Below are 17495 nucleotides of genomic sequence, written 5' to 3'. Positions count from 1 at the left end.
CTACATATTGACCTCCACATAACGGGGGAACACGATGGAGCGATCGGGCCGGCGCCCGGTCACCTCACCGTCTCGCGCCGTCCCAGCAACCAAACCGGGAAGCCTTAGAAGCCTTAGGAAAGGACGCATCGTGAGTGAAACTCCGGAGTCCGGCGGCCGCCTCCACAGCGAAGACCCGGCCGAGGGTGTGGACCGAGACGGCGCGGGGACACCCGCAGGTGGGCCGGACCAGGGAAGCCGGCGCCACGCCGAAGAGCCATCAGAAGGGCCCGATGGCGGGGACGACGACGTCCGGCCCATAGCGCCTGACGAGGGCCGCGGGGAAGGCTAGTATCTCAGGGCGGAGAAACCGTGGGGGTGTGTGCCCTGACGATAGACGAGCTGCTGCTCGCGAGTCGCGCCAACCTGAAGCGCGTGTCTGCGTCAGAGCTCGACGGGGAAGTCGCGGCAGGTGCCCTCGTCGTCGACACGCGGCCGGTGGACCAGCGGGAGAGGGACGGCGCCCTTCCGGGTGCGGTCGTCATCGACCGAAATGTCCTTGAGTGGCGGCTCGATCCTTCCAGCGCCCACCGGCTCCCGATGGCACGCGATTACGATCGGCGGATTGTGGTCGTTTGCAATGAGGGCTACAGCTCCAGCCTGGCAGCAGACACCCTGCAGCGACTGGGCCTTTTACGGGCGACCGACCTTATTGGAGGTTTCCAGGCCTGGGCTGCGTGGCGACAGGAAGCCGGCTAGCCCGCTGCGCTGTTTTCCGAGGCTCGCCAGCGCACTACGTTCGGCGCGGTTGGCTCCGGCCGGAGCGCCACTTCGCTCACCAGACTTCCCTCACCTCGTGCATGCCTTAGCCCGGGACGTTTCGTGGATCGTTGCCGTAGCTGTTCTTTTCGGAGATCACACCGTCCTGGTTCTTGATGATGTGCTCGACCTTGTCGCCCCGGGCGGCCTCCCGTCCTGCAACGACCGCGTCCTGTTTGGAGCTGTAGCCGGCGCCGAAAGCCCGCTGGGCACCATCGCGCTTGTTCTTCCACTGTCCGTCTTCGTAGTACGTCTCAATATCTCCCTGAGGCATTACACGCTCCTTCTGCCGTTCGGTTCAGCTGCCTGACGTTGGGTAGCGAAAAGCCCCGCGGCACTGGGGGACCACGGGGCATTTCCAAGGCATCCTCCGCCGCATGGGGGGGCGGGCGGAGAAGCTGACACCAACCTAATAGAAAGTAGGCTTATGGTTCAAGCCTCAGCGCCTTTCCGGCGCGGCGGAGGGTCGGGCGAATGGCGGTCGCTTTCAGTGCTGGCCCAGGCTGCCGGCGGCCGGGGGTAGAGTCCCCTCGACGCCATTGCGTCGCTCGTCACGTTCGGCCTGGCTGGCGGTGTCGGCGGCGGCCGTGCCGTCCGAGTCGCCGTCGTCGTCGATCAGTCCGTTGGTCTGGTCGAAGGGCTTGGCGACAGACCGTTCCGCAGGCCGCTCCATGGCTGAGGCGCTGCCGCTTCCGGCAGGATTCGTGTCGGTGCCTGCGGGGAAGACGCTCCCGGTGGTGCCCGTGGGTGGAACGGCGTCGGTTGCCCGTGCCGTCCCGGCATCCGCCGTAGTCGCAGGGCCGGCGCCGGGATTGTCGTGGTGTGGGGAGTCTCCGCGTCCCACGGCCGCGGCCACCCCTGCCGCAGCTGCGGCCAGCCCGACGCCGGCTATTACCTTTCCGGATACCCCCGCCGTGCCGCTGTCGCCCCGGGAGGCGGCGGCGTCTTCGATCCCCGGGGTGCCGGAGGAGCCGTGGCCTTGGACGGTACCGCGCCAAGCGCCCGTGGCGTAACCCTCGTCCTCGATGAAGGCCTTGAACCGGTCCAGGTCGTTTTCGGCCTGCCTGGCGACGACGTTGAGCTTGTCGCCCACCGTTTCAACCATGCCCTCTGGTTCGTATTCGAGGGAGAGCTCCACGGACGTCTGACCGCCGCCCAGGTCTTCAAAGGTCACCGCGCCGGCGTTGGTCGCTCCCTCCGTGGCAGCCCACGCTACTTTTTGATCAGGGATCTGCTCTAGGATTCTTGCCTGCCACTGGCGGCGCACCCCGGCAATCTCCGCCGTCCATTCCAGGCGGTCGTCGCTGAGCTGCTGCACGCTCTTCACCCCGGACATGAAGTGCGGAAATTCCTCGAACTGAGTCCATTGGTTGTAGGCCACGCTCACGGGAACGTTCACCAGGATGCGTTTCTCGACTTTCGTGCTCACGGTGTCTCCTTCGACTCTGTAGGAACAAACCAGTGATCAACTGATCATCAGTATGCTTACTTTATCGAGGATTCCGCCTTGCGGCCAGGGCAGAGGTGACTCTCTGCGGCTAACCCGGTCGCGGCGCGGGAGCCAAGCCCGGGTCGTTTTTCACGGGACATCGCTGGGCCGCTGCAGTATGGTGGGCACCTTCCGACGCAAGGAGGAGCACGTGAACAGTCATCGAAGCAACGTCGCCGGGGAGGCCGGTATCACCGCGCTGGTGCTGATCCGGCACGGAGAAAGCGAGGGGAATGTTGCGGCGACGCGGGCCAGGGAGGCGGGCGCGCAGGTGATAGAAGTCCCGGCCCGTGACGCCGACGTCGATCTTTCCGAGACCGGGAGGGAGCAGGCGCTGGCCCTGGGCCGCCTGCTGGCAGGCGTCTCCGAGCAGTTCCCGGTGTGGTCCTCCCCCTACGCCAGGGCCCGGGAGACTGCCGAACTGGCGCTGGACGTCGCAGGGTGGGACCGATTGCCCCGCCTGGACGAACGGCTCCGGGACCGCGAGTTGGGAATCCTGGATCGGCTGACCTCTGCCGGCGTGGAGGCCAGGTTCCCTGAGGAAGGAGAACGCCGGCGCTGGCTCGGGAAGTTTTACTACCGGCCACCAGGCGGCGAGTCCTGGGCCGATGTGGTGCTTCGGCTGCGGTCGCTGCTTGCAGACCTGGACAGGGAGCACCCCGGCCAGGAGGTGCTGCTGGTCTGCCATGACGCCCTCATCCTGCTCTTCCGGTACGTTTTGCTGGGGCTCACCGAGGCGGACCTGCTGGACCTGGCCGCACGCACCACCATTCTCAACGCATCCGTCAGCCGGTTCGTCCGGGAGGGCGGCACCGGCCCATGGGAACTGGCCGGGTTCAATGAGGCTGACCATCTGCGGTCCTATGGCGCCCCCGTCACTGAGCACGCGGGAGAGTCCAATGTCCACCCGCGCTAAGCCGCCGATCCCGCTGACGCCCACGTTGCTGCGCGGCTGGCCGCTGCCCGGCGGGGGCTCCGGGAAGGCGGACCGCGGCTCGGTGCTGGTCATCGGGGGCGCGCGCAAGACCCCGGGGGCCGCGCTCCTGGCCGGTGTCGCGGCACTTCGCTCCGGCGCCGGTCGGCTGACGCTGGCGGTGGCCGAATCGACCGCCGTCCACGTGGCGGTGGCGCTGCCAGAGAGCGGCGTCCTGGGCCTGCCGGAAAGCGCCAGGGGCTCAGTGAAGGGTTCGTCCGCTTCGCTGCTCGTCGACGAATTCGCCGCGGCCGACGCCGTTCTGATCGGCCCCGGCCTGGACGACAAAGACGAGGCCCTGGCGCTTCTTCGCGGACTGCTCGTGCCGGCGCGGACGCCCCAGGGTAGCGGCCCCGCCGTCGTTCTGGATGCGTTCGCCCTCGGCTGTTTGCCCGAACTGGGTGCCGACCTGGGCCCGTGGGCGGGTCGGCTGATCTTGACCCCTAACCCCACCGAGGCGGCCATCCTCTTGCAACGCGAGATCGGCGACCTTGGCCGCGATATCCGGACTATCGCGAGCCGGTTCCAGGCCGTGGTCAGCTGCCAGGGGTTGATTGCGGAACCCGACGGCGAGTCCTGGGAGGTCAGCACCGGGCACAGTGGGCTGGGGACCTCGGGCAGCGGCGACGTGTTGGCCGGTGCGATCACGGGGCTGCGGGCCCGCGGTACGACGGGACCCCAGGCCGCCTGTTGGGGCTCTCACCTGCATGCCACCGCAGGGGACAGGTTGGCCAGCAGACTGGGCGGGCTGGGTTACCTTGCCCGGGAACTCTGCGATGAGTTGCCGCCGCTGATGGTGGAACTCAGCAGCTGATCAGCCGCCCGGTTGGGCTGGCTGCCCAAGCGGCCGGAAAGATCGATTCCGTAGCGCGGGAAGAGCCACAGCGCCTAGTATCCGTGGGAGAACCGGCTGTGGACTAACGGAAGGAAGACCATGGTGGACCGCATTGGCAACATTTGGGGAAGCCGCACCCCCTATCCCCGGGACGGTCTCTGGCCGGTACGGGTGGATCAGGCGCTCGCGGAGGGCGTTGCTGAAGACGACGTCGATCGCTGGGTCCAGTCCGCCTGCGTGCTCTGCAGCAACGGCTGCGCCTGCGACATTGCGGTCAAGGACGGTGCCATGGTGGGGATCCGTGGCCGGGCCGGGGACCTGGTCAATCACGGCCGGCTTGGCCCCAAGGGCCTCTTCGCCAGCTGGCAGGGCGTTTCCCACCGGGACCGGCTCACCAGCCCGCTGATCCGTGAGAACGGGCGCCTGGTCGAATGCGACTGGGACACCGCCATGAACCGCATCGTCGAACGCAGCCAACAGCTTTTGCGGGAGCGCGGTCCGCTGAGTCACGGCTTCTACACCAGCGGACAGCTTTTTCTTGAGGAGTACTACGCCCTCGCCATCATCGGGAAGGCGGGGATCGGGACTCCGCATATGGACGGCAACACCCGGCTCTGCACGGCCACCGCGGCGGCGTCGCTGAAGGAGACGTTCGGGGCGGACGGTCAGCCCGGGTCCTACACCGACATCGACAGCTGTGATGCGATATTCCTCTACGGCCACAACATGGCCGAGACCCAGACCGTCCTGTGGTCCCGGGTGCTGGACCGCATCGCCGGCCCGAACCCGCCCAAAGTCGTCTGCATTGATCCCCGCGAGACAGAGGTGGCCCGCCACGCCGACGTGCACCTCGCTGTGCGGCCGGGTACCAACCTCGCGCTGATGAACGCCCTGGTCCACGAGGTGCTGGCCCACGGCTGGGTGGACGAGGACTACGTCAAGGCGCACACCGTGGACCTCGATGAGCTGAAGGCCACTGTGGCGCCCTGGACGCCCGAGGCTGCTGCCGCCGTCTGCGACGTCCCGGCGGCGGACATCCGGGAGGCTGCGCGGATTTTCGGTGCCTCGGAGCGGGTCCTGTCCACCGTGTTGCAGGGCTTCTACCAGTCGGCGCAGGCGACAGCCTCGTCCTGCCAGGTTAACAACCTGCACCTTCTGCGGGGACTGTTGGGGAAGCCCGGCTGCGGAATCCTGCAGATGAACGGCCAGCCGACCGCGCAGAACAACCGGGAATGCGGTGCCGACGGTGACCTGCCGGGTTTCCGCAACTGGGAAAACCCGGCCCACATCGCCGAGCTCGCCGATCTCTGGGACGTCGACCCGCTGACCATCCCGCACTGGGCGCCGCCGACGCATGCGATGCAGATCTTCCGCTACGCCGAGCAGGGGTCCATCGAGTTCCTGTGGATCTCCGCCACCAACCCCGCCGTCTCCATGCCCGACCTCGCCCGGATCCGGAAGATCCTGGCCAAACCTGACCTCTTTGTGGTGGTGCAGGACCTGTACCTGACCGAAACGGCGCAGGCTGCCGACGTCGTCCTGCCGGCGGCCGCCTGGGGCGAGAAGACCGGGACCTTCACCAACGTCAACCGCACGGTCCACCTCTCGGATAAGGCTGTGGACCCGCCTGGATCCGCCCGCAGCGACCTCGACATCTTCCTGGATTACGCGCGGCGGATGGATTTCCGCACGCTTCAGGGCGGGCCGTTGCTGCCATGGGACGGTCCCGAGGACGGCTTCAACGCCTGGCGGGAGTGTTCGCGGGGCCGTCCCTGCGACTACAGCGGGATGAGCTACGGCCGGCTCCGCGGCGGCAGCGGCATCCCTTGGCCCTGCAACGAGGAAAACCCCGATGGCCGCGACCGGCTCTACGCGGACGGGGTTTTCCCCACCGACGCGGACTACTGCGAAAGTTACGGCCATGACCTCTTAACCGGCGCCACCGTGGGGTCAGGGATGTTCCGTGCCACGGTACCCGGCGGCAAGGCGGTGCTGAAGACGGCCGACTACCTGCCCCCGCACGAAGAGCCCGACGGCCGGTTCCCTATGCGCTACACGACCGGACGCACTGCCTACCATTTCCACACCAGGACCAAGACCGGCAGGTCCCGGCCCCTGAACCGCGCCGCACCCTCCGCCTGGATCGAGCTTTCCCCGGAAGACGCCCAACGGTACGGCATCAGTGAGGGAGACCTCACCCGCGTCACGTCCCGCCGGGGCCGAATCGAGGTACCGGCCCGGATCAGCGACATCCGCCCGGGAACGGTTTTCGCCCCGTTCCACTACGGCTACTGGGACGACGGCGGCTCGCCCGGCGAGCACCCGAGCGCGGCCAACGAACTCACCATCACCGAGTGGGACCCGGTGTCCAAGCAGCCAGTGTTCAAGAACGCGGCGGTCAACGTCCAAAAGATCGCCGACGGCGCGGTGCCGGCCCCCGCCCCGACAACCACCGCGTCTCGGCCGGCCAGCGGCAGCCCGGCGGTTCCCGCGACCACCGGCGTGGGTGGCGAGGCGAGCGAGTCCGTGGGTGCGGCGCCGCCGCGGTTCCCCCAGGCGATCAAGGGAGCCCCGGCGCCAGCCGGAAAGGACGGCACGCGATGAACATGTCCCTGTACCTGGGCATGCTGCACCGGGCCGAGGCCACCCTGGCGGAGTCCTTTCGGCAAGTCGCCGACGGCCACGGCGCCGAACCGGACGTCCATTTCCTGTGCCACTCCCTGGCCAACCAGTGCGATGAGCACAGCCGGCTGTTGCATCCGCTGGTGGAGCGCTACGGTGAGGACCTCTCCGACACGGAGCCGGAGCGGTTGCACGCCGAGGGGCTCTCTGGCACCCGCAGTGGGCCGGTGGGCCTGCTCCGGGACCTTCAGGATCTCTATCTCCTGGCCAGCTTCGTCGATGTGACCTGGACCATGATCCAGCAGGCCGGGTCGGCGCTCCGGGACCGGGACATGCTGGAGGTGGTCTCACACTGTGAGGGAGAAACCGCGGTGCAGCTGCGCTGGCTGCAGACCAGGATGAAGCAGGCGGCGCCCCAGGCTCTCGTGGCCGCCAAATAGGGCGACGGCAGCTGCCGGAGCTTCCCCGCGTCGTCTATCTCGACCGTTGACGTGGAAAAGTCGCGGCGGTCAGGCTTGGGCGATCAGTTGCCAATGCGCTGCCGGGGGACAGTCCCGGGCAAAGCAAAGGCCCCTGCTTCCCTCGTAAACAAAGGGAAGCAGGGGCCTCGCTGTGTGGCGGTGACGGTGGGATTTGAACCCACGTTGGCTTTTACACCAAACAACATTTCGAGTGTTGCACCTTCGGCCGCTCGGACACGTCACCAACCTGACTAGGGTACCGGAGCGCGGGGCCGAACCCCAAAACGGGCCCGGTCAACCAGAGCCGCCGCGCCCGGGCCGGCCCGGGGAGCTTCCGGCGGCGCCCGCACGGCACTAGATTCGACAGCACAATGACTATTTCGAATGCGCCCTCCACCCGGGATACCGGCACCGCCACCGCTTACTGGACCGTCGGCCCGGAACAGGGTGAACTCCGCACCGAGGACCTGCCGGCGCCAGGCCCCGGCGAGGCCCTGGTCCGGTCCCTCTACTCTGGCATCAGCAAGGGCACCGAGATGGTGGTGCACCACGCCCGTGTCCCCGACTGTGTGGCCGACGCCATGGCCGCCCCGCACCAGGAGGGCAGCTTCCCGGGCCCGGTGAAGTTCGGCTACCTCTCCGTGGGCGTCGTCGAGGCCGGGCCGGACGGCTGGCAGGGCAAAACCGTCTTCTGCCTGCACCCGCACCAGGACCGCTACGTCGTCCCCGTCACCTCCCTCACCGAGGTTCCCGACGGCGTCCCGGCCCGCCGCGCCGTCCTCACCGGCACCGTGGAAACCGCCGTCAACGCCCTCTGGGAAGCGGGCCCGCGGCTGGGGGACCGGGTGGCCGTGATCGGCGCAGGACTGGTCGGCGGGATGGTGGCCAAACTCCTCGCCGGCTTCCCGCTGGAACGGCTGCAGCTGATTGACATCGACCCGGCCAAGCGCGCCTTCGCGGACGCCCTGGGCGTCGAGTTCAGCCACCCGGACGACGCCGCCGGCGACTGCGACATCGTCATCCACTGCTCCGCCTCCCAGGCCGGCCTGGAACGGGCCCTGCAGCTCGTGGGCGACGAGGGCGAGATCATCGAAATGTCCTGGTACGCGGACCGCAGCGTCAGCCTGCCCCTCGGCGAGGACTTCCACGCCCGGCGCCTCTCCATCCGGGCCAGCCAGGTGGGCGTCGTCGCGCGCGCCCGCCGTCACCGCCGCACCACCGCCGACCGGCTGAACCTCGCCGTGTCCCTGCTTCGCGACCCCGTTTTCGAGGCCTTCCTCACCGGCACCTCGCGCTTCGAGGAGCTGCCCGACGTCGTCCAGCGACTCTCCGACGGCACCCTCGACGCCCTCTGCCACGTCATCGAATACCCGCACACCACAGAAACCACGAGGTAATCCGTGTTCAGCCTGACCGTCCGCAGCAACTTCATGATCGCCCACAGCCTGCCCCGCCCGGCGTTCGGCCCCGCGCAGGGCATGCACGGTGCCACCTTCGTCACCGAGGTGACCTTCCGCCGCCGGAGCCTGAACCAGGATGCGATCGTCCTGGACATCGGCGAGGCGGGCGAGGTGCTGGGCGCCGTCCTGTCCGGCCTGAACTACAAGAACCTGGACGAGCACCCCGATTTCGCCGGCAAGCTGAGCACCACCGAGGCGCTGGCGCAGTACATCGCGGACGCCGTCGCCGCGCAGATCCGCGAGGGCGACGACGGGCGCGCGCTCGCGGGCATCGACGTCACCCTGCGCGAGACCCCGGACGCGTGGGCCAGCTACTCCCTCGAGTTCGACGCCGACTAGCCTCCCCGTGCAGCCCTCCGCCGTCCGCCTGGTCCTGCCCGGCAACGTCCGCCACAACTCCGGCGGCAACGCCTACAACGCGGCCCTGGTCCGCGCCCTCGACGCGCTCGGGGTGCCCGCCACGACCCGGACCGCCGACGGCGACTGGCCGGTGGGCGGCCCCGCGGACCGGTCGGCGCTGGGGAACCTGCTGGCGGAACCGGCCGGCCCCGGGACAGTCACCCTGGTGGACGGGCTCGTGGCCTGCGGTGCCCCGGAGCAGCTGGAGGCCGCCGCCCGCGCCGGGACGCCGGTGTGGATCCTGCTCCACATGCCGCTCGACGGGTATGCCGACCTGGAAGGACGCGCGGTTGCCGCCGCGGCCGGGGTGATCTGCAGCAGCAGTTCCGCCGCGGCGGAACTGCGCGCCCGGCACGGCCTCGACGGCGCTGCAACCGGCGCTGATACCACCGTCGCCGTCGCGCTGCCCGGCACCGACCGCGCCGGGACGGCGGCCGGGTCCACCCCGCCGCACCTGGCGATGGTGGCCGCGCTGCTGCCGAACAAGAGCCAGCTGCTGTTCCTCCAGGCGCTCACAGCCCTGACCGACCTGGACTGGACCGCCGCCCTCGTCGGGGCGGACACCGCGGACCCGGAGTACGCCGCCCTGCTCCGCGCCGAAACGGAACGGCTGGGGCTCGGTGCCCGCGTCCGGATCCCGGGCGAGCTCCGGTGGGACGCCCTGGACGCCGAATGGGCCCGGACCGATCTCACGCTGCTGATCTCGCGCGCGGAAACCTTCGGCATGGCCGTCACCGAGTCCCTCGCCCGCGGCATCCCCGCGATCATCCGGCGCGGGACCGGGGCGCTGGAGGCCCTCACGGCCGGAACTCCGCAGGCCGGAACTCCGCCTGCAGGACCCGGCGCGGCCGGGGCTAGGGGCGAAGAACCCGAAGAGGACGACGCCGGGCTGCCGGGCGCCGCCGTCGCGCTCGCCGAGGATCCCGCACCCCTGGCGGAGCTGTTGCGCCGCTGGCTCACGGAGCCGGAGCTCCGGGCACGGTGGCACGCCACCGCGCTGGACGCCCGGCAGCACCTGCCCGGGTGGGACGCGACGGCCCGCACGGTGTTGGAGATCCTGGGCCGGTAACCGCCGTCCCACGCCGCCGCCGCAGTCGTCGCGGGGCAGCCCCGTATCGCCGTCCGCGGCATGGATGGACAATGGGCGCATGAGCACCGAGCCAGCCACGGTCAGCCTTCCGCCCCAGAGCCTCACCGCCGCAAACCTCCGCGCCTGGTCCTGGCACCGGCAGGGCCTGGACGGGTCGCTGGCCGGCTGCACCGCCGGGCAGGTGCTCGCACGGGCGGGCTGGGCTAGGTCCGTCGGCGGCGCCAACCCCTACCTCTCCCTGTTCGCCCGTGCCGGCCTCCGCCGCGGCGAGGTGGATGCCGACGTCGAGGCCCAGCGGATCCTGGAACTGCCGACGGCGCGCGGCTGCACCTACGTCCTGGGCAGCGACGACTTTGCCTGGGCGCTGCGCCTGGGCCGCCCCGCCGCGGAGGCCGCCGTCTCGGTGCTGACTCGGCTCGGCGTGGACCGCGGCGAAATCACCCTGCTCGAGGAACAGGTCCGGCACGTCCTGGCCGAGGCCGGTACCCCGCTGGACCCGCGGCAGCTCAAGGAGGAACTCGGCGACGCGGTCCAGAGCCTGGGGGAGGAGGGGAAGAAGAAGGGCGCCGCCACCACGCTGCCCGCGGCGCTGGGCATCCTGCAGGCGGAGGGCCGCATCCGCAGGGTGCCTGCCGACGGCCGCCTGGACCGGCAGCGCTACGCCTACGAGGCCTGGGACCTGCCCACCAGCGATCTCACCGACGAGGAGGTCCGCGCCCTGCTGATGCGCCGTTACCTCGGCTGGACCGGCGGCGCCACTGCTAAACAGTCCCAGTGGTTCACGGGCTTCACCGTGGCGCAGACCCGCGCGGCACTGGCGGCCGCCGGTGCCGTCGACGTCCCGCTCCCCGGGGACGCGGGCAAGGACAGTGCCGTGCTGTGGATGCTGCCCGACGACGTCGACCGCCTCGCCGCCTTCACCGCCCCCGCGGAGGAACAGATCCAGCTGCTCGCCGGGACAGATTCGCTGGTGCTGCTGCGGCGGAACGCGGCCGAGCTGCTGGACGAGGCGGACCACCGCAAGGCGGGGCTCAGCTCGCTGGCGCTGCAGGCAGACCTGCCGGACCACCCGATCCTGGACCGTGGCCGGATCATCGGACTCTGGCAGTACGACCCGGAGACCGGGAAGATCGCCGCCTGGGTGTTCGGCGACCTGACGCCCGCGGTCAGCCGGCGGATCGCGGAGGTGGAGGCCTGGATCCGGGAGGACCTGGGCGACTTCCGCGCCTTCAGCCTCGATTCCCCCGCCTCCCGCCGGAAGCGCATCGACGCGCTGCGAGCGTCGACGACGGCCACCGCCGAACGGTAAGCAGGATCAGGGGACGCCGGGACGAAGAACGGGGAATCAGGCGCCGCGGTGCTCGGCGAAGAAGTCCCGCAGCAAGTCCCCGCACTCCTGCTCCCGCACGCCGCCGTAGACCTCCACCCAGTGGTTTAGCCGGCGCTCGCGGAGAATGTCGAAGACGGACCCCGCGGCGCCCGCCTTCTCGTCCCAGGCGCCGAACACCACGCGGGGAATCCTGGCCAGCACCACCGCGCCGGCGCACATCGCACACGGCTCCAGCGTCACCACCAGGGTGCAGTCCGCCAGCCGCCAGCCGTCGTCGCGCGCCCCCTCGTCGGCACGGCGCTCGCGAAGCCGCGCGGCCGCTTCCCGGATGGCGACCATCTCGGCGTGCGCCGTCGGGTCCCCGAGGGCCTCCCGCTCGTTCCGGCCGGCGCCCAGCACCGTCCCGTCCGGGCCGATCACCACGGCCCCGATCGGCACGTCCGCGGTGGCGAGGGCCTGCCGGGCCTCGCTCAGGGCGAGGCCCATCCACTCGGCATGGCGGGGCTCGGGCGATGTCATGGCTCAATGGTAGTTTCGATCCTAAGCAAGCTGTGCACCGTGGGTGCACCGGACGTCGGGAGAACGCAGTGAGCACCAGGACTGAGAGCTGGTTGATGCGGCGCTGGGGCAAATGGGTGGTGCCCTACGCCGCGCTCTGGATCACCATGCTGCTGGGCGGCATCGCGGTGGTGGCGCTGGCCCTGACCAGCGCCGAGGTCTACGACAACGTGGTGGACGACGCCGGCCTGGCCAACCTGGACAAGCCCATGCTCGCCGCCATGGAACGGCTCCGCAGCCCCGGCCTGGATGCGTTCGTCACCGGGTTCACCAACATCGGCGGCGGCATCGGCATGCCGATCCTGGCCAGCATCCTCACCGCGCTGTTGATCTGGCGGACCCGGACCTGGCGCCCGCTCATCCTCATCGGCGGGGCGGCCGCCGTCTCCGTCACCGCTACCTCCCTGGGCAAGAAGCTCATCGGACGCACCCGCCCCGACCACGCCGATGCCGTCCCGCCCTACGAAAACTCGCCGTCGTTCCCCAGCGGCCACACCCTGAACACCACCGTGGTGATCTCACTCGTGGTGTACCTCACCTGCCTGCAGGTCCAGCGCACCATCGCCCGGGTGGGATTGATCACGGCCGGGGCGCTCTTCATCATCGCGATGGGCATGAGCCGGGTGTTCCTAGGCCATCACTGGATGACCGACGTGATCTTCGGCTGGGCGCTCGGCCTGGGCTGGGTGGGCATCGTGATCCTGGCGCATCGGCTGTTCCACGTGATCAGGCACCGGGAACGGACCGGCCCGGCGCCCACCTTCGACAACGGCCAGCGCCTGCGCGAGAAGGCGCCGGACGGGCACCACGACGCCGAAACGGCGCATCGTCGCGGGGCGGCGGACGAGGCCGGGACACCCGGCGGGCGGGGGCGGTCCGAAGCGTCCGGATGATAGTTTTGACCCATGCGCACTCTCGTTGTCGACCACCCGCTGGTGGCCCATAAGCTCACCGTTCTGCGGGACAAGAACACCCCGTCACCCGTCTTCCGCCAGCTCACCGAAGAGCTGGTCACGCTGCTGGCGTACGAGGCAACCCGCGACGTCCGCACCGAACCGGTCACCATCGAGACCCCGGTCAGCACCACCATCGGCACGGCCTTCACCAAGCCCACCCCGCTGGTGGTCCCGATCCTCCGCGCCGGCCTCGGCATGCTCGAGGGCATGACCAAGCTGGTCCCCACCGCGGAGGTCGGCTTCCTGGGCATGGCCCGCGACGAGGAAACCCTGGACATCATCACCTACGCCGAGCGGCTCCCCGAGGACCTGACCGACCGTCAGATCTTCGTCCTGGACCCCATGCTGGCCACCGGCGGCACCCTGCGCGAGGCGATCAAGTTCCTCTTCAAGCGCGGCGCCTCCGACGTCACCTGCATCTGCCTGCTGGCCGCCCCCGAGGGCCTGGCCAAGCTGGAGGAAGAGCTCTCCGACGCCAACGTCACGATCGTGTTGGCCTCCATCGACGAGAAGCTGAACGAGAAGTCCTACATCGTCCCCGGCCTGGGCGACGCTGGCGACCGGCTCTACGGCATCGCCGGGTAGCGCGTCCGCTTTCCCTCGGGCCGCTGAACGGGCCGCCCGGGGATACAGCAAAGGCACCGGATCTGACGAGATCCGGTGCCTTTGCTGTATCTGCGCGGGGTGGCGTCAGCCTTGGCGGCTTAGTACCAGTTGTTCGCGTAGTGGAAGTTCAGGGCGCCGCAGGGGGAGCCGTACCGTTCCTGCACGTACTGCAGGCCCCAGTTGATCTGGGTGCGGTAGTTGGTCATGTAGTCCGCGCCGGCGCTGGCCATCTTCTCGGCCGGGAGGGACTGGACCACGCCGTAGGCACCGCTGGACGGGTTGGTGGCCGTGGTCTTCCAGTCCGATTCGCGGGTCCAGAGCTTCATCAGGCACTGCATCTCGCTCGGGGCCCAGCCGTGGGCCGGCAGCTGCGAGGCGGCGTAGGCCTGTGCGCCGGCGGGATCGTCGACGGCCACTGGCTGCGGGGCCGGGGCGGGTGCCGCGGCGGGAGCCGGAGCAGCCGGTGCGGGGGCCGGCGTGGACGGAGCGGGGGTGGACGGAGCCGGGGTCTCGGGGGTGACCTTGGAGGCCTGGGCTTCGACGCTGGCCGGTGCCGTGGCCGGGGTGTAGCTGCCGAGCCGTTCCAGGTCGGAGAGCTGCAGGGCCGGGGCCTGGGTGGCGGTCGCGACCGGGGCGGTGGTGCCGGTGGCCTGGCCTGCGGCGCCGGCGCCCAGCAGCACGGCGGCCGCGGTCAGCGCGACGGCGGTGAGCTTGCCCTTGGAGCCAAAGCTGGCGCGGCCTCGGGTGGCCGAGCCCTGGGCCGGGTCGGCGCGGTGGCGCGCGACGTCGGCCGAGGAGGTGCGTTTAGCGCCTTTTAGGCGCACGGGTGCCTTGTGTTCAGTCATGTTCGCCTCTCAACGCCTACGGAGTTAGCTGTCGGGTTCGGAAGAGAAATCCGGCCGCTCGGATGATCAACGAGTCGGCTTAACCCCAAGGGGTGCATGGATGCAGGTGCCCGGGAACTCTGGGTTCCCCGTCTCTGCCTCAATCCATGGAATCCGGGAAGCGGCAGAGTTTGGCGTCAGACCCGGATATGCGGCCAGATCGATGGCCGCACCATAAAAACGGTACCGGACTTTCTCCCTCATGTCACATTTAGGTAACGCCGCGGTGTGGCTGGTTGCCGATTTGCAGTGGGCGGGTCCTGTGTTTCGGGCCGTTTCGACGGTTCCCTGCATGCCCGACGCTTGGAGACGTCTACGCGGCAGGGAACCGTCGAAACGGCGGACCGTCCGGGGCGGCTACTTCGCCAGCAGGTACACCGTGGTGCCGCCGACGCTCTGGGCGGGGTAGGTGGCCGTCACCCAGTCGGCGATCCTGGCGGCGTCGTCGGATCCGCTTTCGCCCTGCATGGTGCGGCCGGCGATGAAGTAGTGGATCCGGCCTTCGGCGACGTACTGCTGGAACTGCTCGAGAGTGGGTGCGGGGTCGGTGCCGTTGAACCCGCCCACGGCCATCACGGGCAGCTGCGTGGCGAGCTGGTAACCGGCGGCGTTGTTGGACCCGACGACGGCGGCCGCCCAGGTGTAACGGCCGGCGTCCGTTTCGAGGGCATCCACCAAGGCAGACGACGGGGTGGTCGCGCCGAGGAGCCCGCCCATTCCGCCGCCCATGCCCCCGCCCTGGCCGCGGACGGTGCCGTTTGCCCCGTTGCCGTTTGCCCCGTTGCTGTTGGCCCCGGTGCCGTTGGTCGGGCCGAAGGGATTGCCCTGCGCGTTGCCCATGGCTCCGCCCGTGCCGCCGAACATGGCCGGCAGGCCCGCCCGGCCACCCACCGCAGGCCCCGCGCTGACGATCGAGCCGGAGTGCGCGGTGGCGGCGGTGGACAGCGAGTACGCCAGGGGACCGGCGAGGGCCGCGACGACGGCGAGTCCCGCCGTCGTACGTCCCAAGAGCGCCGCTGTCGGGCCGCCAGGGGACAGCGGGCCAGTGGTCCCGGCGGCGGACGCGCCGGCGACCCGGGCCCGGACGGCCGGAACCATCACCCCGACGGCCGCTGCCAGCGCCACGGCCAGCACCAGCCAGCGCAGCCACGGAACGAACGCGGGCGTGCGGCCCAGCAGCTCGAAAGCCATGAAACCGGCCGCGGCCACCGCGGCGGCGAGCGTCCCGGCGGCACCGGGTTGATCCCGCCGCTGCCACAGCAGCACCGACCCCAGACCGGCCAACCCGGCGACCCCCGGGGCCAGCGCCACCATGTAATACGGGTGGATGATGCCGGCCATCAGGCTGAACGTCAGCCCGGTGACTAGCACCCAGCCGCCCCAGACCACCACGGAGGCGCGGACGGCGTCGGTCCGTGGCGCCCGCCGGCCCAGCCACAGCAGCCCAGCCGCCAGCAGCAGCACCGACGGCAGCAGCCAGGCGATCTGCCCGCCGAACTCGCTGTTGAAAAGCCGGAGCAGGCCGGGGGTGCCCCAGCCGTTGCCGCCGCCGACGCTCCCCGTCTCGTCCCCGCTGAGCCGGCCCAGGCCGTTGTAGCCCAGGGTCAGTTCCAGGATGGAGTTGCCCTGCGAGCCGCCGATGTAGGGCCGGTCAGCCGCCGGGGTGAGCTCGACGGCGGCCAGCCACCAGCCGGCCGCCACCACCATCGCCGCTCCCGTGGCGAGCAGGTGCAGCAGCCGCCGGCCCAGGCCGGCGCGTGCGGCGAGCAGGTAGGCCGCGGTGAAGCCCGGGACCACCAGCAGCACCTGCAGCTGCTTGGTCAGGAACCCGAAGCCCAGCAGCACCCCGGCCAGGAGCAGCCAGCGCAGCCGGGCGTCCTGGATGGCGCGCAGCACCGCGTAGGCTGCGGCCGTCATCAGCAGGACCAGCAGGGCATCCGGGTTGTTGAAGCGGAACATCAGCACGGCCACGGGGGTCAGGGCCATCACGGCCCCGGCGATCAGTCCGGCGCGGTGGGCCAGCCGGGCGTCCGCCGTCGCGGGTGCGGCGGCCCGGCGGACGGCCAGGTAGACCAGCCACACCGTCGCGACACCCATCAGAGCCTCGGGCGCCAGGACGCTCCAGGAGCTCAGCCCGAAAAGCCGCACGGACAGGCCCATCACCCAGAGCGACGCCGGCGGCTTGTCCACCGTGATGGCGTTTGCCGCGTCCGAGGAGCCAAAGAACCAGGCCGTCCAGTCCTGCGAGCCGGCCTGCGCCGCCGCGGAGTAGAAGGCGTTCGCCCAGCCGGAGGCGCCGAGGTTCCAGAGGTAGAGCACCGCGGTTCCGGCAAGCAGGGCGGCCAGTTCCGCCCGCTGTGCCATGACCTGGCGCCGGGATAGGGGCGGCAAGGGGTGCTGCCGAGTGGACGCCTGCGGCCGGAGGTTCCGGCGGCGGCGACCGCGCCACCGCGGGTGGCGCAGCCCGGAGCCGGCAGCCTCAGTCGCCGGGCTTGCTCCGGGCCCGGGCCCGGCGGGGGAAGTGACGGCGGAGCCGGTGCTTGTGAGGTCGGTGCAAGCGGTCATGGCCTAGCCCGCCAGCTTGTAGACGGTGGTGGAGCCGACGGTCTGTGCCTGGTAGTTGGCGGCAACCCAGGCCGCGACCTCGGAGTTTCCGCCCCGGCCGCCGCCCATACCGCCCATGCCGCCGCCGGCGATGAAGTAGCCGATCTCGCCGCGGTCCACCATGGCTTGGAACTGGGCCAGGGTGGGATAGGGGTCGCCGCCGTTCCAGCCGCCGAGGGCAATCACGTTGGTGCCGGTGGCGAGCTCCAGGTCCGCGGCGGAGGTGGCGCCGGAGACGATTCCCGACCATTTCGCCGTCGAGGTTTTCAACAGTGCGGCGAGCTCAGTTGAGGCGGTTGCGCCTCCCGGGCCCCCAGCGCCTCCCGCGGTGGGGCCAGCCGCGTTCGGTGCCGCCGTGTCCTGGCCGCCGGGGAAGCCGGTGCCGTCGGTGCTTCCCGTCCCGGTGCCGCGCCTTCGAGCCACGCCCGCA

Annotated in this window: 17 protein-coding genes, 1 tRNA gene, 1 pseudogene and 1 riboswitch; of the genes and pseudogenes, 12 read left to right on the top strand and 7 right to left on the bottom strand. The window is 70.3% G+C overall.

The features are described from left to right. The first annotated feature begins 130 nt into the window (after window positions 1-130). Both AB0305_RS08050 and AB0305_RS08045 read left to right on the top strand, forming a co-directional pair. Complete coding sequence (locus tag AB0305_RS08050) at window positions 131-331, top strand: hypothetical protein (RefSeq protein WP_366172346.1); 201 nt, start codon at window positions 131-133, stop codon at window positions 329-331. 26 nt (window positions 332-357) lie between these two features. Then, the gene (locus AB0305_RS08045) at window positions 358-738 is read left to right on the top strand and encodes a rhodanese-like domain-containing protein (RefSeq protein WP_366172344.1); all 381 of its coding nucleotides are present in this window, start codon (window positions 358-360) and stop codon (window positions 736-738) included. 106 nt (window positions 739-844) lie between these two features. On the opposite strand, the gene AB0305_RS08040 is transcribed toward AB0305_RS08045, so the two are convergent. Together AB0305_RS08040 and AB0305_RS08035 are read right to left on the bottom strand one after the other, a co-directional pair. Next, the gene (locus tag AB0305_RS08040) at window positions 845-1072 is read right to left on the bottom strand and encodes a DUF2188 domain-containing protein (RefSeq protein WP_364136538.1); all 228 of its coding nucleotides are present in this window, start codon (window positions 1070-1072) and stop codon (window positions 845-847) included. Between the two features lie 213 nt (window positions 1073-1285). Next, a complete protein-coding gene (locus AB0305_RS08035) occupies window positions 1286-2227 on the bottom strand; it encodes an SRPBCC family protein (RefSeq protein WP_364136540.1) in 942 nt (313 codons plus the stop codon). Window positions 2228-2438: 211 nt separating this feature from the next. Between AB0305_RS08035 and AB0305_RS08030 the strand changes: the two genes are divergently transcribed. From AB0305_RS08030 to AB0305_RS08015, 4 genes are all read left to right on the top strand, one after another. Continuing rightward, window positions 2439-3203 (top strand): histidine phosphatase family protein, encoded by a 765-nt coding sequence (locus AB0305_RS08030; RefSeq protein WP_364136542.1) that lies wholly within the window; start codon window positions 2439-2441, stop codon window positions 3201-3203. Beyond that, entirely contained in the window at window positions 3187-4074 is an 888-nt protein-coding gene (locus tag AB0305_RS08025; RefSeq protein ID WP_364136544.1) for an NAD(P)H-hydrate dehydratase, read from the top strand. The genes AB0305_RS08030 and AB0305_RS08025 overlap by 17 nt, the downstream gene beginning before the upstream one ends. A 120-nt stretch (window positions 4075-4194) precedes the next feature. Further along, a complete protein-coding gene (locus AB0305_RS08020) occupies window positions 4195-6699 on the top strand; it encodes a molybdopterin-dependent oxidoreductase (RefSeq protein WP_364136546.1) in 2505 nt (834 codons plus the stop codon). Beyond that, complete coding sequence (locus AB0305_RS08015; RefSeq protein ID WP_290256657.1) at window positions 6696-7157, top strand: hypothetical protein; 462 nt, start codon at window positions 6696-6698, stop codon at window positions 7155-7157. Before AB0305_RS08020 ends, AB0305_RS08015 begins: the two co-directional genes overlap by 4 nt. Window positions 7158-7332: 175 nt before the next feature. On the opposite strand, the gene AB0305_RS08010 is transcribed toward AB0305_RS08015, so the two are convergent. Continuing rightward, a tRNA-Ser gene (locus tag AB0305_RS08010) sits at window positions 7333-7422 on the bottom strand. Window positions 7423-7549: 127 nt separating this feature from the next. Between AB0305_RS08010 and AB0305_RS08005 the strand changes: the two genes are divergently transcribed. The 4 genes from AB0305_RS08005 to AB0305_RS07990 all read left to right on the top strand — a co-directional run bounded on the left by AB0305_RS08005 (window position 7550) and on the right by AB0305_RS07990 (window position 11436). Next, window positions 7550-8575 (top strand): dehydrogenase, encoded by a 1026-nt coding sequence (locus AB0305_RS08005; RefSeq protein ID WP_364136548.1) that lies wholly within the window; start codon window positions 7550-7552, stop codon window positions 8573-8575. Between the two features lie 3 nt (window positions 8576-8578). Continuing rightward, window positions 8579-8977 (top strand): 6-carboxytetrahydropterin synthase, encoded by a 399-nt coding sequence (locus AB0305_RS08000; protein ID WP_290256553.1) that lies wholly within the window; start codon window positions 8579-8581, stop codon window positions 8975-8977. A gap of 7 nt (window positions 8978-8984) precedes the next feature. Then, window positions 8985-10106, top strand: a complete 1122-nt coding sequence (locus AB0305_RS07995; protein WP_364136550.1) for a glycosyltransferase — start codon at window positions 8985-8987, stop codon at window positions 10104-10106. Window positions 10107-10185: 79 nt separating this feature from the next. Beyond that, window positions 10186-11436: a crosslink repair DNA glycosylase YcaQ family protein gene (locus AB0305_RS07990; protein WP_364136552.1), complete on the top strand. Its 1251-nt coding sequence runs from the start codon at window positions 10186-10188 to the stop codon at window positions 11434-11436. A gap of 36 nt (window positions 11437-11472) precedes the next feature. Here AB0305_RS07990 and AB0305_RS07985 read toward each other — a convergent pair whose 3' ends face one another. Then, the gene (locus tag AB0305_RS07985; RefSeq protein WP_364136554.1) at window positions 11473-11976 is read right to left on the bottom strand and encodes a nucleoside deaminase; all 504 of its coding nucleotides are present in this window, start codon (window positions 11974-11976) and stop codon (window positions 11473-11475) included. 95 nt (window positions 11977-12071) lie between these two features. Between AB0305_RS07985 and AB0305_RS07980 the strand changes: the two genes are divergently transcribed. After that, on the top strand, window positions 12072-12908 hold the full coding sequence (locus tag AB0305_RS07980; RefSeq protein ID WP_364136697.1) for a phosphatase PAP2 family protein: 837 nt from the start codon (window positions 12072-12074) through the stop codon (window positions 12906-12908). 12 nt (window positions 12909-12920) lie between these two features. Next, a complete protein-coding gene (gene upp / locus AB0305_RS07975; RefSeq protein WP_043478170.1) occupies window positions 12921-13556 on the top strand; it encodes a uracil phosphoribosyltransferase in 636 nt (211 codons plus the stop codon). Window positions 13557-13675: 119 nt separating this feature from the next. Here the strand turns inward: upp and AB0305_RS07970 are convergent, their stop codons facing one another. The 3 genes and pseudogenes from AB0305_RS07970 to AB0305_RS07960 form a co-directional block, all read right to left on the bottom strand. Further along, complete coding sequence (locus AB0305_RS07970) at window positions 13676-14422, bottom strand: hypothetical protein (protein WP_364136556.1); 747 nt, start codon at window positions 14420-14422, stop codon at window positions 13676-13678. Beyond that, a riboswitch (cyclic di-AMP (ydaO/yuaA leader) is annotated at window positions 14421-14608 on the bottom strand. It overlaps the preceding gene by 2 nt. 210 nt (window positions 14609-14818) lie before the next feature. Beyond that, entirely contained in the window at window positions 14819-16825 is a 2007-nt protein-coding gene (locus tag AB0305_RS07965; RefSeq protein WP_364136558.1) for a glycosyltransferase family 39 protein, read from the bottom strand. A 204-nt stretch (window positions 16826-17029) separates the two neighbouring features. Then, a pseudogene (locus tag AB0305_RS07960) lies at window positions 17030-17495 on the bottom strand (glycosyl transferase); the annotation flags it as partial.

The sequence above is a fragment of the Arthrobacter sp. NPDC080086 genome, from assembly GCF_040702285.1.
The sequence above is the reverse complement of the archived record's forward strand: the minus strand, read 5'-3'. Positions and strand labels throughout refer to the sequence as shown.

Excerpts from the sequence above, each read along its gene's own strand:
- AB0305_RS08040 (WP_364136538.1), bottom strand. The coding sequence starts at position 1,072 with ATGCCTCAGGGAGATATTGAGACGTACTACGAAGACGGACAGTGGAAG.
- AB0305_RS08025 (WP_364136544.1), top strand. The coding sequence starts at position 3,187 with ATGTCCACCCGCGCTAAGCCGCCGATCCCGCTGACGCCCACGTTGCTG.
- AB0305_RS08020 (WP_364136546.1), top strand. The coding sequence starts at position 4,195 with ATGGTGGACCGCATTGGCAACATTTGGGGAAGCCGCACCCCCTATCCC.
- AB0305_RS08015 (WP_290256657.1), top strand. The coding sequence starts at position 6,696 with ATGAACATGTCCCTGTACCTGGGCATGCTGCACCGGGCCGAGGCCACC.
- AB0305_RS08005 (WP_364136548.1), top strand. The coding sequence starts at position 7,550 with ATGACTATTTCGAATGCGCCCTCCACCCGGGATACCGGCACCGCCACC.
- AB0305_RS07990 (WP_364136552.1), top strand. The coding sequence starts at position 10,186 with ATGAGCACCGAGCCAGCCACGGTCAGCCTTCCGCCCCAGAGCCTCACC.
- AB0305_RS07985 (WP_364136554.1), bottom strand. The coding sequence starts at position 11,976 with ATGACATCGCCCGAGCCCCGCCATGCCGAGTGGATGGGCCTCGCCCTG.
- AB0305_RS07980 (WP_364136697.1), top strand. The coding sequence starts at position 12,072 with ATGCGGCGCTGGGGCAAATGGGTGGTGCCCTACGCCGCGCTCTGGATC.
- upp (WP_043478170.1), top strand. The coding sequence starts at position 12,921 with ATGCGCACTCTCGTTGTCGACCACCCGCTGGTGGCCCATAAGCTCACC.
- AB0305_RS07970 (WP_364136556.1), bottom strand. The coding sequence starts at position 14,422 with ATGACTGAACACAAGGCACCCGTGCGCCTAAAAGGCGCTAAACGCACC.
- AB0305_RS07965 (WP_364136558.1), bottom strand. The coding sequence starts at position 16,825 with ATGGCACAGCGGGCGGAACTGGCCGCCCTGCTTGCCGGAACCGCGGTG.